Source organism: Hymenobacter sp. IS2118 (assembly GCF_000715495.1).
Classification (GTDB): Bacteria; Bacteroidota; Bacteroidia; order Cytophagales; family Hymenobacteraceae; genus Hymenobacter.
In genome coordinates this window covers 35,495-50,639 of record NZ_JNLX01000184.1, presented here as the reverse complement: position 1 = coordinate 50,639, position 15,145 = coordinate 35,495, and the positions used below count along the sequence as shown (strand labels likewise).

Annotated in this window: 18 protein-coding genes; 10 read left to right on the top strand and 8 right to left on the bottom strand. The window is 57.5% G+C overall.

Features of this window, described 5'->3' with window-relative positions; translation table 11 throughout:
• Positions 1-381: 381 nt before the first annotated feature.
• The 4 genes from GM79_RS20005 to GM79_RS23400 form a co-directional block, all read right to left on the bottom strand.
• Entirely contained in the window at positions 382-1,329 is a 948-nt protein-coding gene (locus GM79_RS20005; protein WP_035567355.1) for a HipA domain-containing protein, read from the bottom strand.
• Complete coding sequence (locus GM79_RS20000; RefSeq protein ID WP_035567354.1) at positions 1,326-1,658, bottom strand: HipA N-terminal domain-containing protein; 333 nt, start codon at positions 1,656-1,658, stop codon at positions 1,326-1,328. Before GM79_RS20000 ends, GM79_RS20005 begins: the two co-directional genes overlap by 4 nt.
• Before the next feature lie 3 nt (positions 1,659-1,661).
• Positions 1,662-1,880 carry a helix-turn-helix transcriptional regulator gene (locus GM79_RS19995; RefSeq protein WP_035567353.1) on the bottom strand — a complete coding sequence of 73 codons (219 nt, stop codon included), beginning with the start codon at positions 1,878-1,880 and terminating at the stop codon, positions 1,662-1,664.
• 135 nt (positions 1,881-2,015) lie between these two features.
• Complete coding sequence (locus tag GM79_RS23400) at positions 2,016-2,765, bottom strand: XRE family transcriptional regulator (protein ID WP_051719115.1); 750 nt, start codon at positions 2,763-2,765, stop codon at positions 2,016-2,018.
• Positions 2,766-2,838: 73 nt separating this feature from the next.
• On the opposite strand from GM79_RS23400, the gene GM79_RS19985 reads away from it, so the two are divergent.
• The 10 genes from GM79_RS19985 to GM79_RS19940 all read left to right on the top strand — a co-directional run bounded on the left by GM79_RS19985 (position 2,839) and on the right by GM79_RS19940 (position 12,093).
• Positions 2,839-3,063 carry a hypothetical protein gene (locus GM79_RS19985; protein ID WP_152560108.1) on the top strand — a complete coding sequence of 75 codons (225 nt, stop codon included), beginning with the start codon at positions 2,839-2,841 and terminating at the stop codon, positions 3,061-3,063.
• A 27-nt stretch (positions 3,064-3,090) separates the two neighbouring features.
• Positions 3,091-3,483 (top strand): hypothetical protein, encoded by a 393-nt coding sequence (locus GM79_RS19980; protein WP_035567351.1) that lies wholly within the window; start codon positions 3,091-3,093, stop codon positions 3,481-3,483.
• On the top strand, positions 3,480-3,875 hold the full coding sequence (locus GM79_RS19975; RefSeq protein ID WP_035567350.1) for a hypothetical protein: 396 nt from the start codon (positions 3,480-3,482) through the stop codon (positions 3,873-3,875). Before GM79_RS19980 ends, GM79_RS19975 begins: the two co-directional genes overlap by 4 nt.
• Before the next feature lie 65 nt (positions 3,876-3,940).
• Positions 3,941-4,531, top strand: coding sequence for a hypothetical protein (locus GM79_RS19970; RefSeq protein WP_035567348.1), 591 nt, complete (start codon positions 3,941-3,943; stop codon positions 4,529-4,531).
• Positions 4,528-5,391, top strand: a complete 864-nt coding sequence (locus GM79_RS23395) for a hypothetical protein (RefSeq protein WP_051719114.1) — start codon at positions 4,528-4,530, stop codon at positions 5,389-5,391. The genes GM79_RS19970 and GM79_RS23395 overlap by 4 nt, the downstream gene beginning before the upstream one ends.
• 6 nt (positions 5,392-5,397) lie before the next feature.
• Positions 5,398-6,831: a replicative DNA helicase gene (gene dnaB, locus GM79_RS19960; protein ID WP_051719113.1), complete on the top strand. Its 1,434-nt coding sequence runs from the start codon at positions 5,398-5,400 to the stop codon at positions 6,829-6,831.
• A gap of 9 nt (positions 6,832-6,840) precedes the next feature.
• Positions 6,841-7,503: a hypothetical protein gene (locus GM79_RS19955; protein ID WP_051719112.1), complete on the top strand. Its 663-nt coding sequence runs from the start codon at positions 6,841-6,843 to the stop codon at positions 7,501-7,503.
• A gap of 74 nt (positions 7,504-7,577) precedes the next feature.
• Positions 7,578-8,351 (top strand): XRE family transcriptional regulator, encoded by a 774-nt coding sequence (locus GM79_RS19950; RefSeq protein ID WP_035567346.1) that lies wholly within the window; start codon positions 7,578-7,580, stop codon positions 8,349-8,351.
• Positions 8,348-11,437, top strand: coding sequence for a class I SAM-dependent DNA methyltransferase (locus GM79_RS19945; protein ID WP_051719111.1), 3,090 nt, complete (start codon positions 8,348-8,350; stop codon positions 11,435-11,437). The genes GM79_RS19950 and GM79_RS19945 overlap by 4 nt, the downstream gene beginning before the upstream one ends.
• Positions 11,438-11,526: 89 nt before the next feature.
• Positions 11,527-12,093, top strand: a complete 567-nt coding sequence (locus GM79_RS19940; protein WP_152560107.1) for a hypothetical protein — start codon at positions 11,527-11,529, stop codon at positions 12,091-12,093.
• A 183-nt stretch (positions 12,094-12,276) separates the two neighbouring features.
• Here the strand turns inward: GM79_RS19940 and GM79_RS19935 are convergent, their stop codons facing one another.
• From GM79_RS19935 to GM79_RS19920, 4 genes are read right to left on the bottom strand one after another with little or no spacing between them, the layout of a single operon-like run.
• A complete protein-coding gene (locus tag GM79_RS19935) occupies positions 12,277-13,212 on the bottom strand; it encodes an HNH endonuclease (protein ID WP_035567341.1) in 936 nt (311 codons plus the stop codon).
• A 14-nt stretch (positions 13,213-13,226) separates the two neighbouring features.
• Positions 13,227-14,222 carry an HNH endonuclease gene (locus tag GM79_RS19930; protein WP_035567339.1) on the bottom strand — a complete coding sequence of 332 codons (996 nt, stop codon included), beginning with the start codon at positions 14,220-14,222 and terminating at the stop codon, positions 13,227-13,229.
• A 50-nt stretch (positions 14,223-14,272) separates the two neighbouring features.
• Complete coding sequence (locus GM79_RS19925) at positions 14,273-14,734, bottom strand: M15 family metallopeptidase (RefSeq protein WP_081867902.1); 462 nt, start codon at positions 14,732-14,734, stop codon at positions 14,273-14,275.
• On the bottom strand, positions 14,724-15,062 hold the full coding sequence (locus GM79_RS19920) for a hypothetical protein (RefSeq protein ID WP_035567337.1): 339 nt from the start codon (positions 15,060-15,062) through the stop codon (positions 14,724-14,726). The genes GM79_RS19925 and GM79_RS19920 overlap by 11 nt, the downstream gene beginning before the upstream one ends.
• Positions 15,063-15,145 lie beyond the last annotated feature (83 nt).

Sequence of the window (15,145 nt, the reverse complement as noted above, 5' to 3'; positions counted from 1 at the left end):
TGCAGCCTTCCGCAGGTAAAACGATATGCTAGTGGTGCGCTTGTAAAGGTCGGGAGCCGCATTAGATTGACCGTACCGGTTTGTGTCCCGGTCCAATCCAAATTTAACCGAATTACCAAACGCCAAATGCACCTGCATGGCCTGGAAACGAAGAATGCCCGCCGGTAAGGGCGGGCATTCTGGCTGTTGGCGCTCCCTCCTGAGACCGCCGTATGCCCTAACGCACTCAAAAACGCGGTTTTCAGGTCGATTTTGTCCCGGTTTATGTCCCGGAATCAGGTTGTGTCCCGGTTTTGTGTTCCCGCTCCGCTCCCTGATAAATGCAATTTTATAAAAAGTCCTATTTCTACCGGCCCGCCGGCTTCTGTTCTTCGTCGCTACCTACGTCAAGCCCAGCTGCTCAAATTTACGTTGCAGCAGCGACACGTAAGCCTCTTTCAACTCCGGCGGTAAGAAGCTTTCTGCCAGCAGCTTTTCCCAGGCTGGCCGGACGCGGATAAAATTGGCGAACAGCCCCGTCATCACCTTTTCGCCAATTCCAGCACTTTGGCCTGCTACGCGGAAATCCTCCTGCCGCAGCTTCCTCTTTTTACCGTTCAACGTGAGAGCCAGCTCTTCCTTGTCGGCCGGATTCACCAGCGCCGTGGCCACCAGGTCGTAGGCCGGGGCCAGCCCGTAGCCCAGGCCAGGAGTGTGCAGCAGCGAGAAGTTTTTCAGGTGCATATCAGCGTTGCCGGTCAGGAAGCTAAACAGTACCAGCTCGTAGAAATTCACCACGTCCAGGCCGGGATTAGTGGAGTAGCGCAGAGCTTTGGCTATCTGTTCGTGAGAGCCGTCGTACTTGTTTTCGGTCAGCCGCTTGGTCAGCTGGCACATATCTTCCATGTGCAGCTTCTTCCCTTTTCGGCGGTCAATGCGCCGCGTCACGTAAGCCAGCGCCCCATCCTCTAGCCGCAGCAGCCCGTGCGGCACAGTGGCGATGCGAGCTACCTCGGCCAGGTGCATGGTGGCATCTTCTACTTCCGGCAGGTGGGGGTAGCGCGAGGTCGGCGGTTTCAGGATATACTCGCCACCCAGAGCCCCTACGATGGTCAGCCGGGCGGGCCCATCAGTAGCGCTGCCGGATAACAAGGACAACGACAGCTTGGGCTGCACACCCGTCACCGTCATGTGCTGGCTCACAATTTTTTCCGCCAAACCCAGCATCTGCGCTTCCGAGTAAGGAAAAGCCGGCGGTATTGCCTGCCCGAACAGCTTGCGGCTGCAAGCCGGGTGATAGTCCAACTGGCCAGCTGCCAGCTGCTGGTAGCAGTATAAGCAGCGGCTCATACGTCGTCAGCGTTAGGAAGTGGATGGATGCTTACAGCACCAATGCAGTCCTGGCAGCAGGCCAACAGCAGCCCCATCCGGTCGCGGACGTTGAGCTTCCAGTTCCGCTCGGCCACGTCCAGCAGCCACCCTTCGGGAATCAGCCCGTCGAAGAAGGGAAAGAGCACCCGCTCCACGTAGGGCTGCTCCTGTAACGGCAGCGTCAGGCTCACCGGCTCTGCAGTGGGTGCCGCAAGATATTCCGGTGCGTAAGCAAAGCTGTAGCCCTGCTCATCCTGCTTCAGGTAGCCCGCTACCTGGTCGTGCATGTGTACTTCCGCCTGGGGCATAGTTTATTCCAGTTCGGGTAAAAACACCACGGGCACCGGCCCTACTTCGTGGCCAAACAGCTGCAGTACGGCGTTAACCTTGTCCAGTCGCAGCGTGCCTTTTCCCTGTTCCAAGTCGCGCACAAAACGCAGGCCCACTCCCGCCTTAGCCGCCAGGTCGGGCTGTGAGAGCCGCAACTGACGGCGGCGCTGTTTTACGAAAGTAGCTAGTGGGTCAAGCATGTTGAATACCCGAACGGGTATAATTAGCAGACAAGAGAAGGTATTATACCCGAACAGGTATAAATATACCGCACAGCCGACAATTATACCCAATAAGGTATAAATTTCTAGTCGGCGCCGCTTACACTTTCAGCCTCAGATAACGTCGGCATAAAAAATCCGCACCACCTTCCACATGAAGCGAATATCCTCACCGGCCACCGGCAGGCTGCCGGCGTTGGGGTTATCGGCGTGCAGCACCAGAATGCCCCGCTCCAGAATGTCATTGCTCTTCACGCGCTTAATGGTCAGCTGGTTGCCAAAGGCCACCACGTAGACCCCGCTGGTGACATACTTTACATCAGACAGCGGCACCCGCACGCCCACCACCTTCATGCCCGAGCGCAACTGCGGCTCCATCGAGTCGCCATCAATCTCGAAGCCCTTCGTGCCCGGCTTGCGCATCTCCGGGGTCGGGTCGTAGATGCGCACGATTTCCAGACTCTCAAACTGGCTCACTTCCCCGCCGTCGTCCATCAGGTCCAGGAAGCTGCCGCGCACTTTGCAGCCGACGAACTCGATGTCTAAATGGTCGCCTTCTTCCAGGCCTGCGAGGACCTTCACATTACCCCCCAACGGGCTGAACTCCTCCATCGGCCCGCTGCCAAACCACAGCCAATTCCTACTGATGCCAAGCTTGGCCACGATGGTTTCCAGCGCCTCATTGCTTGGCTGATGCCGCCCTGCCTCCAACTGCGCAATGGATGGGCGCGAGGTTCCAATGATGTCGGCCATCTCCTGTTGCGTCATGTCGCGGGATTTGCGCAAGACCTTGAGTCGCTCACTCATTGTCAGCGACGGCAGCGGGGTGGTATCGCTCAGTTTTTTCCGTTCAAGCGTTTTCATTTTGCAACTCTTGGTAACTTTTACCTACATTTGAGCGTCATATTGCTTTCAAAGGTAACAAATATTTGACCAAATGCAACCACTTGAAACCACCCCTACGCCGAAGGACCTACGGATGTTACTTCCGCACGGTGCCATTTCGGACATTGCCCGCTCGCTGAAACTGTCCCACGCGGCGGTTTCCAAGGCTTTGCAGAAGGCCCGGCCGGCGCACCCCGCCGTGGCCGAGGCCATCCGCCTCATCAAGAAATCCGGCAGCCAGGCCGTGCGCCAGGACCTCGACCGCCTCACCCAATAAGCTCAATCATACCCACCCCCCTAACCCATGATGCTTCTAATCAAAGCCGACCAGGTAGCCAATTACATTCGCCGCCCCTTACCGCCAACTCCCTACCTGCTAGAAGAGCCCCGCGCCGCCACGGCGGCCCTCGAAGCCGCCATCCGGGCCTGCCCCAAAAAGGACTTCAGCGCCAAAGCCTCCCGCCCGACATACAACCAGCGCTATGATTTGGGCGAGGCCATCGACAGCCCTTATCTCACCTACCGCGAAGCCGTATGGGTGGAATTGTGGCGCTATGAGTTCGATGCCAACACCGCCACCCAGGTGCTCACGCAGCTGCAGCTCATCATTGCCCACCGTCAGGCTTCCGGCACCGCCCCCGTGTACCATAAGGGCAAATGCTTCTTCCCCGAGCGTCCTACGCCCCCCCAGCCATGACCGAGCTAACCACGACCACCGCCGACGGCCTCCACATCACCGTGCGCCTGCCCGACGACCATACGTGGGTGCGCGAGTCGCTGGAAAAGGCCTGTGCCGCCGAAGCCCGCCGCCAGCTCGAAACCGCCCCCACCCCCGACCCGGCCTATTCCGTGCCCCGCACCGCCGAGCTGCTCGACCTGCATCCGGAGACATTACGCGACTACATGCGCCTGCCCGAGCATCACCCGCGCCGCCTACACTACGTCACGGGCGAATCCAGCCGCGGCGACCGGGTGATGCTGTCCCAAATCCACGACTGGCAGCGCCGTAACCGCACCGATGCCACCCCGGCCGCTGCCCCCGCCCCCCGCGTGAAACGCGGCCGGCCGTCTCCCTTCCGCCCTTCCTAACCCGCTACTTGAAAATAGTAGACTCACCCGCCGCCAGTACAGGCGGCTCAATTCCTCGTTCCCCAATGTCCCAGCTACTACCCGTTGTCGGCCCCGACAGCCCCGAGGCCGCTACCTCCATCATCACCATCCAGAAGGTCAAGCTCAAAGACCAGCACCTGACCTGTGAATTCACCGAGCAGCGCACCGACGACGCCCCACCCCGCGCTTTTGCGCTGACCTGTGCTGAGCAGGTCCACGCCGACCTGACCCACGCCCTCAGCCGCCTGGTGCCGCACCTCTGCCTACTAGCCGAGCAGTTGACCGAGACATCCGACTTCTGGCCCGACGAATCCGAGGAATTGCCCGCCTTGTTCGAGCCCTTCACCGTCACTGGCTTCTCCATGGGCCGCCATCAAAGCGGCGTCACGCTCATCGGCCAGCGCGAGCTCACCGGCGGCCGGGTCCTGAACCTGACCTCGCCCTACCAGTCCTTCGACGACGAGCACGGCAGCTACCCTTATACCGGCCTGCTCGAAACCACCCTGGCCACCGCCCTGGCAGAGGTCGAAGCCGCTCTCCGCGGCAAGTGCACCGACTACCGCCAGCTCGACCTCTTCGAAGAGCCCACTACGACTACCCCCGTCCAATATGTGTCCACGCTGACGCGCGCATGAAACTCCCGGCTATCCAATTCTACCCCGGCGACTGGCACAAAGACCAGGGCGTTCAGGCCCTCGACCTCGCGCAGCGCGGGGCCTGGTTCGAGCTGCTGTTGATGATGCACGACAGCGACGAGCGCGGCGTGCTCCTCGTCAACGGCGCCCCTATGCCCGATGCCGTCATTGCCCGCCGTCTCGGTTTGGATAACCAAAGTGCCAACCAAATCCTAACCACCCTGCTGGACTTCGGTGTGGCCAGCCGCCGCGAGTCCGATGGCGCGCTCTACTGCCGCCGCATGGTCAAGGATGAAAACCTGCGTCGAATACGCACCGCCGCCGGCAAAAAGGGCGGGAATCCGCTTTTGCTTAACCAAACTCCCAACCAAAACCCATCCGCCGGGGATAAGCAAATTCCAACCCCTTCATTTTCATCTTCAGTTACATCTTCAAAAGAAGAGAGGGAGGCGGCTGATGCCACCCCGCCCGCTCCCGGGATTGAAAGTTTGATTGAGAAAATAAAGCCGTCAGGCTCCCCCTCTTTTTTGGAGAGGGGGCCGGGGGGTGAGGTGAACCAGCCGCGCCGCCAGAAGGTAGCCGCCGTGCCCACCCTCGCTGAGGTCCAAGCCTACGCTGCCGACCAGCACCCCAACAGCCCCGACGCCCCGACCGAAGCCGCCGCATTCCACGACCACTACGAAAGCAACGGCTGGCGCGTGAGCGGCAAAACCCCCATGGCCGACTGGCGCGCTGCCTTCCGCGGCTGGATGCGTCGTCGGCCCCAGTTCCTGGCTGCCCAGCACGGTACCGGCCAGGCTGCAACCCCAACCCGCGCCCGCACCGCCCCCAAATCTGCCGACCCCACCCGCTGGAGCTAATCCCCAATGTCCCCAACCTCAATCCAACGCTATGCCGCGCCGCAAAAGCCCGGTCACCTGCCACCCCAGGCCCTCGACCTCGAAGCCGCCGTACTCGGCGCCGCCCTGCTCGAAGCCCATGCCCAGCGCACCCTGCTGGCCACCTTGCCCGATGAGCAGGTATTCTACTCCACCGCTCACCAGCAAGTGTACCTGGCCATCCGCGACCTGGTACAGCTCGGCGACCACGCCGACATTCTCACCGTCACCCGGCAGCTGCGCCACCGCGGCACGCTCGAGCGCACCGGTGGCCCCGGCTTCGTGGCCGGCCTCACCAGCAAAATCAACTCGGCCGCCCACTTCGACACCCATTGCCGCCTTCTCCAGGAGCAGCACGCCCGCCGCGTTATCATCCGCGCCGGCACCGAGCTAGCCACCTACGCCTACGACGACACCCGCGACCCACTCGAACTGCTGGCCACTGCCCAAGCCCACCTCACCAGCCTCAACCGAACCCTCGAAACCCGCCCCGGCCAAACGGCTGCCGCCGCGTTCGACCCCACGTTCGACCGCCTGGCCCAGGCCGTCCAGCAACGAGGCCTCACGGGTGTCCCTACCGGCCTCACCCAACTCGACGGCCTCACCGGCGGCTGGCAGCCCGGCGACCTAGTTATCCTAGCCGCCCGGCCCGCCATGGGCAAGACCGCCGCCCTGCTGCATTTCGCCCGCACCGCCGCCCTCGACCATGGCCATCACACTGCCATTTTCAGCTTAGAAATGCCCACCCTGCAGCTCATGCAGCGCATGGTGGCCAGCGAAGTCCCCGGCTACAGCAACTCCGACCTACGCCGCGGCAACCTTCCCGGTGGCTTGGAGCAAGTAGCCCACATCCGCAAACAAGCCCAGCGCCTGAGCACCCACGGCCACCGCCTCCACCTCGATGACACACCCGGCCTGACCATCCAGCAACTGCGCGCTAAGTGTGCCCGCCTCCACGCCCAGCACCCGCTGCGCCTGGTCCTGGTCGACTACATCCAGCTCATGCGCGGCGACACCAAAGGCAACCGTGAGCAGGAAGTAGGCAGCATTAGCCGCGGCCTCAAGGAACTGGCCAAAGAACTCAACGCCCCCGTCATCGCCCTTTCCCAACTCTCCCGCGACGTGGAAAAACGCGGCGGCGACAAACGCCCCATGCTCTCCGACCTGCGCGAGTCCGGCAGCCTGGAGCAGGACGCCGACTGCATCGTCTTCCTCTGGCGAGGCGAATACTACAACATCGCCGAGTACGAAGACGGCACTGCCACCGCCGACACCATCCTGTTCGACATGGCCAAACACCGCAACGGCGCCACCGATGAGGTAGTAGCAACCTGCAACCTCCGCCGAGGTGTATTCAGCGACTTACACCCGGCCGGCCACCACCCACTACCCGCCTCGCAATTCGACCAGCCCACTTTCTAGCTCATCCTCATGTCCGCCCCCATCGTCATCAGCTGCTTCGACTTCACCACCACGCTGGTCCAGCCGTGGGCCGATGCCGGCTACCTCTGCTACTGCGTCGACCTGCAGCACCCGCCCGGCGAAACCCGCGAGGGCAACATCATCCGCGTCGGCATCGACGTGCGCGAGTGGTTGCCACCATACGGCCCCGTGGCCTTCGCCGCCTTCTTTCCGCCCTGCACCGACACCGCCATTTCCGGCCGCGCCCACTTCCGCCGCAAAGGCCTCGGCAGCGTCATCAAGGCCCTGCAGCTGTTCGAGTGGTCCGCCCGCCTCGCCGCCTGGTGCCAGGCTCCCTACTTTATCGAGAACCCAGTAAGCACCGTCAGCACCTATTGGCGCCCTCCAGACTTCCGTTTCGACCCCTGCGATTATGCCGGCTACCTACCACCCGAGCGCCAGCTCAGCGAAGCCTATACTAAACGCACTTGCCTATGGACCGGCGGCGGCTTCCAGTTACCCGAGCACAAGGCCGTGGTACCCATCCTCGGCTCCAAAATGCACAACCTCCCTGACTCAAAGAACCGCGCCAACCTGCGCTCCGCCACCCCTGCTGGCTTCGCCCGCGCAGTATTTGAGGCTAACCAAAATTCAGCCAGTTGTCAGATAACAAGGCTTTATGATTGTTTCTGAGCCATTTTTGGCCTGAAACCATACATGCGCGAAGTTTCTCCAAAATTCTCGACATTTGTGGCAATTCCTGACAAATGCTTGCTAAGAACCTGACTTCGTTGCGTAAAGAGCGTAAGCTCACACAAGAAGCAGCCGCTAGTGCGCTAGGGCTGAAAAGGTCTACTTACGCCTACTATGAGAATGGAAAATCGGAACCATCGGCTAGCATTCTACTAAAGCTGGCGGACTTTTTCCAGGTGAGCGCTGAAATGCTGGTTCGTGGTCAACTAGCTGCACCACCACTTTTTCGGCAGTCCCCGGAGTCCCAACCTGCGTTGCAGAAAGATGTGCGCGTATTGGCCATTACGGTCGGAGAAAAACAGCAGGAAAATATTCAATACGTGCCAGTAGCGGCGGTAGCAGGCTATGCCAGTGAGTTTAACCAGGCAGAGTTCATTGAGCGGCTACCCCATTTTCGCTTGCCTAAGCTAGGGCCTGGCACCTATCGCGCCTTCGATGTGCAGGGCGACTCAATGCCACCCATCCACGATGGATACATCCTCATTGGTCGCTTTGTAGAGTACGCCCGCAACCTGCAGGATGGCAGCCGATACATACTGGTAACTAGAAATGCCGGGGTCGTATTCAAGCGCATTACCCGTGATGCCGCCCGCCCGGCCCGCCTTATTCTGACATCCGATAACCCCACCTTTTCCCCGTATAGCTTGGACCTGGCCGAAGTGCTGGAAGCATGGGAAATGGCAGCTTTCGTAGGATTTCCCACCGTGTACCAAGACAGTTTTCCGCTACTCAACGAGCGTCTGCAAGGCATAGAGCAACGATTAGACCGTTTAATTCCTAAGCCATGACCACCTACTTATCCGTTGTTGACCAACTCGGTTTTAAGGATGGCCTCATCGACCGACGCAGCGACCGGGCCAACCTAACGGCCTTGCAACGCCACTACCTCAAGCAGGCCGACCGGTTCAGCGCCGATGCGACCGGCGCGGACGGCGTTGATAAAATCTACTTTTCAGGAGAACAGCCCGCTATCTACTTTAAAGCTGTTACCGACTTTTTGCCCGAAACGGTAAAGACGGTGGTCAGGCTCCAGCGCAAGGTATGGAACCAAGGCAAGGTACCGTTTCTCTATGTGGAGAGCCCTACCGAAGTGCGGGTATACAACTGCTACGAAACGCCAAAAAGCCCCACCGACACCCAAGCAGAAAAAGAACTACAATTGTTTCATGCTTCTGTGGAAGCGCAGGCAGCCTTACAAGAACTGTACGAGGTATTCGGTAAAATTGCTATCGAGTCGGGGGCATTTTGGGAAGAGGAGAAGTATGCGAAGCAGGTACAGTCCAAAACACGCGTCAATGAGCAGCTCGCCGCTAACCTTAAAACCACTCGTCAGCTCCTGCGCGTAGCGGGCTTAGATGTGTCCATCATTCACGACTTGTTACTACGCTCGCTTTTCATTTTGTATCTGGAAGACCGTAAAGCCACGACCCCAGAGTTTTACAGGCAGTATCATCCCACAGCGGACTCGTACTTCAAAGTCCTGACTGATAAGAATGCTACTTACGCGCTGTTTGAAAAACTGGAAACGGTTTTCAATGGTAATCTGTGCCCGGTAGCACCCAATGAACGGGAAATGGTTACACCCGAGCATTTGACTGCTCTGCGAGCTTGCTTCTATACCGAATTGCCTACTGCCCAGCAGGTTTTGTTTCCCGATTGGCGCATCTTCGACTTTGAAGTAATTCCTATTCAACTCATTAGCGAAATCTACGAAGATTTCCTGCGGCAGGAAGATGGGGCCGAGCATATGAAGGAAATAGGGGCTTTCTACACCCCGCACGCCCTAGCCGAGTTTGTGCTGAACGAGGTGTTGCCCTACCCCTCAAGCGGCAATGCTCGCTACGATATCCGCACCTTGGACCCCACTTGTGGGTCGGGTATCTTTTTGGTGGATACCCTCAACCGTTTGCTTGACCGCTGGGAGTTCACCCATCCGTCAAAAACCTTGTCGTTTGACACCGTACAGCAGTTAGTGCTGGATAACATCTTTGGGATTGAGATTAAAGCGGAAGCCATCAAAGTGGCCGCTTTCAGCATCTACCTAGCTATGCTAGACCGGCTGAACCCCAAAACGCTGTGGCACGAGGTTCACTTTCCTTATCTGATTTACCGCCCCGGCAACACTGACTCCAAACGGCAGGGTCAGAACCTGTTTCTGATGAGCAGCTTGGAAGCGGGGCCGTTCGAGGAACTAACCTTCGACTTAGTGGTGGGAAACCCGCCATTCACAAACAAGCCCTCAGCAGATGTCAAAGCGTATCTGAAGCCGTTGAAGTTTGCGAGTGAAATGGTTCTGGCTTTCCTGCACCGCGCCACCGTGCTGTGCCCTGATGGTCAGATTGCACTTATTGCTACCAGCAAGATTCTATTCAATAACCACAGCACTTCCAAGAATTTCCGTCGGTTTCTGTTCAATGACACCTACGTCGAGAAAGTGTATAACTTTTCGGCGTTGCGGCGCGTGGCGAAGAAGACGGGGGGACGCAACTTATTTGCTTCTGCTCAACGACCGGTGTGCGTTTTAGTGTATCGCAAGCAGCAACCAACTGCTGTTTCGTCACACTTGGTCTATTACACACCCACCACAACGGTTAAAAATCGTCTTATCGATGGCATTGCAATTGACCCAATTGATGTAAAACACTTGCCTCGCACCGAATGCCAAAATCCCGCAACCAACATTTGGAAGATTGCTATGTGGGGGACTGAGCGCGACTTTCGATTGATTGAGCAACTGACTCGCAGACCTTCATTGGATACTTATTTAACCCGCGAAGGGTATGTAAAAGCTGTAGGTTTTGAAACCTCTAGAACGAAAGCTAAGAACAAGCACCCGAGCGACATACTAGCATCAATGCCTTTTATTGATGCCCAAGGATTAGACCGTTATTATACTCCTAAATCTTATACTGCTGACAATGCTCGTGATAAGGTAACCGGCTTACCGATTACAAAAGTCATGTGGCCTATAACCAAGCCAGCGCTTTATCGTTCTCCTCATCTTTTAGTAAAAGAAGGACAGTCCGATAAAAATTTCTGTGCCTCCTACTTAGACTACGACTGTTCTTTTCGTCGCACCATTTACGGCATTTCCGCTCCCGGTAAAGATGAGGACTTGAAGCTGCTTACGGCTTACCTCAATTCCTCATTTGCGGCTTACCTCATGTTCCTGACCGCTTCGGATTGGGGTGTGGAACGCGAACGGGTATCACCCGGTGAGATGCTCAATATACCGAGTCTTTGCTTTGACCTGCCAACTGCTACTAAGGAGCGTATTGTTGCCTTAGTTGATGAGATAATTGGTTTACGTAAGCATCTCCTAAAGCCCACTATTGAATTAAACCGGGCCGAGCAAGCCATTGAAACGTTGCTCCGTGACGGCTTAAACTTGTCAGCTACTGACCGTCTGCTCATCGACAGTGTACTAAAATACCGACTGGGTGCTTTCCGAGACCGCAGCAAGTCCGATGCCTTCGCTCCTTCCGTGGAGGCCGAGCGCTGCGACTACGCCGCCCTGCTTTGCCAAACCATCAACCAATTTCTACAAGCGGAAGACCTGCAAGCCAGCGCCGCTTACTTCACGTTGGCTCCCAAAACGCCGCTGCAAGTAGTAGCGCTGTATTTGGACGGCCGCCCAGCTACAGCCCCCGTTACCGAGCTGCCAGCAGCAGACTTAGGTGAGTTGCTACGCCGCATTGAAGCCCACACGTACCACGAAAAGGCCGAAAGCATTTACTACCGCCGTTTCATCAAGTACTACGTAGCCGACACGGTGTATTTGGTAAAGCCAAATGAAAAGCGCTTTTGGTCACCAGCTAGTGCGCTTAACGATGCCGACGAGGTGATAGCCGAAATTCTGGCTGAAATGGCATGAGCCGGGGAATCAGTTCTGCCCTTTTCGCCCGCTTTCGAGCCCGTTTCATCCAGCAGTGCCTGGAAGCAATAAGCGTGGGCTACACTAGGATGCTTGCTGACAAACGATACCTGCTGTATTGGAAAGAAGACAACCTGACAAGCTGCTTGATAGATTCTATCGAACTCACGCGTGTACTGCACAACAGCCAAATTTCAGTCAACCCACAAGCTCTGATTATTAGCGAGGAGATTACCTATCAGGGAGCTGATTTTTTGAGCGCACCTAAGGTTGATTTCAAGTTCTCCAGTTGGCACGGTACACGCGAAACGCACTACTACGCCGAAGCTAAAAACCTTTCCGAGTTTGATTGGCAAAAGCCTGATGGGGCGCTGGTGAGGGCTTCTGAACAGCGAGGGCGTTACATTGATACCGGCATTGAGAACTTCCTGACGGAGCGCTACCCCCAAGGTTGCTTGGTGGGTTACATTGTGAATGGCCAGGTCGCATCTATCGTATCGGGCATCAACCGCTTATTAGTTCTTCGGGGGGCAGGACCGAGAATTGGAGCCATTGACAATACCCCCAACGCAGTGATGGCGACGCACTATCAGTCAACCAATCAATTGGCTCATGGGAAGATGAAACTCGACCACTTGCTACTGCAGTTGGCCTGAAAGCAACCATGCCGTTTTTTACGCCCACCCTACTCGTCATCAGCTACTTCAATCTTACCGCCACGCTCGTAGGCTTCGCCCGCGCCGTGTTCGAGGCTAATTGTCCCGTTCTTATTCCTGCTTCCCAACATTGCTAAGTGCTTCGCATCACCAAGTGTCGCTTTAAAGCAGCATGCTCAACGCTCACCCCCGATAAATTACGGAGTTGTGATATTCCAAATGGTGCCTTGCTGGCTTATTGTCAGCCAGGCCCGGTAGGATGGTCAAAGGCTTTCCATGATACTGGTAATATTCGCGCCCATTATTAAACTCCTCCCGAATTCGAGAACTGACCTCAATCACAAAGTTTGGAGTGACAGTGATATATCCATCATCAAAAAGCTTGTGCATATCCGAGCGCAACAGCAAGCCATTGGATATGTGATTTGGGCCAGCCTCCGCGTAGGGCTTGATGTGCGCGGCTTCTAAAACGGGAAGCGTTTTCTCCCCGGTAATAGCGCAACGCTTCGTGTAAGCATCAGTCACAGATAAGCGGAAAGCGCCTTGGCCAATGCGCACCTTTCTCAATATCGAGTTCCCGTATTGTGGCGCGTCTTCGGCAACACTAAAAGCAGTGGTGTCAGCCCTCGGAGCATCGACCAGATACCGAGCCACAGTCGACTCGATTTGTTGCCAAAGCATCGCCCCAATGCTGTCGTGAGTGTCGTAGGTTTTACCTTGTACAATGCTGTCGCTCCAATCCGCAGGAACAGGAATCCAGTCCTGTTTGCTGAAAAATATAGGGTTGGTTAAGGCAATGCACCCGATAGCTGGATTACGCTCCGTATCCGCACGGTAACGCTGGATAGTGTGACGAAACTCTTCTAAAGTGTCAAAGCCATTACGCGTTTGAAAGGTGTCCCAAGCCAAAGACAGCGGCAATTGACTTTGCGCGGTAAAAAAGCCAATGCCTCCAATGGCATGGTAGGGCTTCTTAAGTTTGAAGAGGAACGGCCCGCCCGGGTTCAATGCTCGGAAGGCCGTTTGGCCACCGGGCCGCCAGAAATTCACGTCTTCTGGTGCGCGACTGCTCAAATAGTTATACCAACGCCAATCCGTTGCCCCCAGGTAGTACTTCATATTTTCAAAAGTAACTACCTCCGCTGCGCCGCCAGGTTCTCCACCCGCGGCCACCACGCCCGCGCCTTCGGCAACCGCAGCGGCTGCCCGTTGAACCGCTGCACGCCATACTCGCGCCCGCCTAGCTCCCCGAACCCCTCGGCCACGCGCACCCTATAGTCTTCATCAATCCAGAACAGGTGCCGGTCGAAAGCGCGGTGCAGGTTTGGGCACAGTGCCAGCCCATTCCCAATCGTGTCATCACGGCTCACCGACCACGGCACAATGTGGCAGGCATCCAGCAATGGCGCCGCCCCGGTGGTGCTCACCAGTTGCAGCCCCGACACCGCGCACGTCGACTGATACGCCCGCAGCACTTCCCGGACAAATACCCCGCTCCGTTCCGCCAGGGCTGTTTCATCAGCCACGTCCACCGCGCGGTTATACACGGCCGCCGGCTCCTCCAGCATCTGCCGGCCCAACTCATCCAGCCGTTCAAGGCCCGCCCGCGGACGGAAGTAGTGCCGGGTCAGCGGGAAGTACCGCACCAGCAGCGCCTGCCTAATTTCTTCGCGCGCCACTGGCTGTAACAGCAGCTCCCACAGCGCCGCATCCAACGAAGCAAAGTCAATCACGTCCCGCAGATGCCCGAAGCTGCGCACCGACTTCGACGCCGTTAGAACAAGCTCCCGTCCGGGCCGGGCGTGCAGGTGCCAGAACCCACTACTCCGTAAATGGAAAAAAGGCAGCTGGAATGGACACCCGCCATACTCCGGCCCCGGGCTCAACAGTTGGCAGTACGCCTTAAAGCCCGCAATCAACTCCGGCGTGATAGCAATGCGGTTGTCGCGGATGGTTTGCTCCTCGATGCCCTCCAGCACGGCCAGCAGCAGCGCTGGCTTGTAAGGCGACTCTAGCCTTACACCCCCGACGGTAGAGGCAGCTACTTTGAGTCTGGTTAGTTTCAGTAAATACTGCGGCAGATACTCCACGGACAAGGACAGGTTGCGGTTTGTCCAAAAGTAGAACATACTACAAACGAAACGAGCGGACCACCTGGCCCGCTCGTTTCGTTTCCACCCTACACCTCAAAATGCGGCCAGTCCTTGAACTTCGGCCAGTCCCCACCCCAACGCACCCGCGCATCAGCGGCCTTCATAAGCCGCGCAAACTTGCTCAACAGCAGCCCCGACCACGACACCTCCCCATCGGCCAGAATGAACGCCACGTCCAGTGCCTTCGACGGCAGCGTGTTGTGCTTCGATTCACCGCCTCGCTTGTACGTCACTACCGGCCCCGGCTTGCTGCGCCCCTGCTTGTACAGCTCATCCTGCCGCTCCGGGCTCCGGTAGCACTCTGTAATAATCGGCCGCCCGGCCAGCCGCAACACCGGGTCACCCAGCCACCGCGCCAACGCCTGCGCGTAGGCCGCCGCCAGACTCGGGACCGCCTGCCCCAGCCGGGCCGCCTGGACCTTCAGCTGAACCCCGCTCAGCTGCGGCACCGCCCGCGTTGCCCCACTCTTGGCTTTATTAGGCGCCATCAGTTCCAGCATTAGCGTCAGTTCCGCTAGCAGTTGAGGCAGCCGGAGCCGCCACAACACCCACCACCGGAGACCTTACCACGTTTTCAGGTTTTTGCAGCGCCTTTCGAACAGTCGCCCAAATAGTGACGATGGCCACCAGCACCTGGATAATCAGGTGCCCATACCTCTCAATTTTCTCGGGGTCCGGTGGGACCAGTTCATTGCCGGCTACCTGACCAATAAGGGCCGTTGCAAGAATGTGTGCAAGGTGCCCGGTTTTCGTGCTACTAAACATGAGGAGGAGATTGGTTACAAATACGAAGCGTGTTACAAATTTACGTAACATTTTGCAACATAGTTGTTGGCCGCCAATTCCCAATGTTTGCATTTTCAGGGCAGCCCCTTCGGGCCGGGCTATCCGCCACTCCG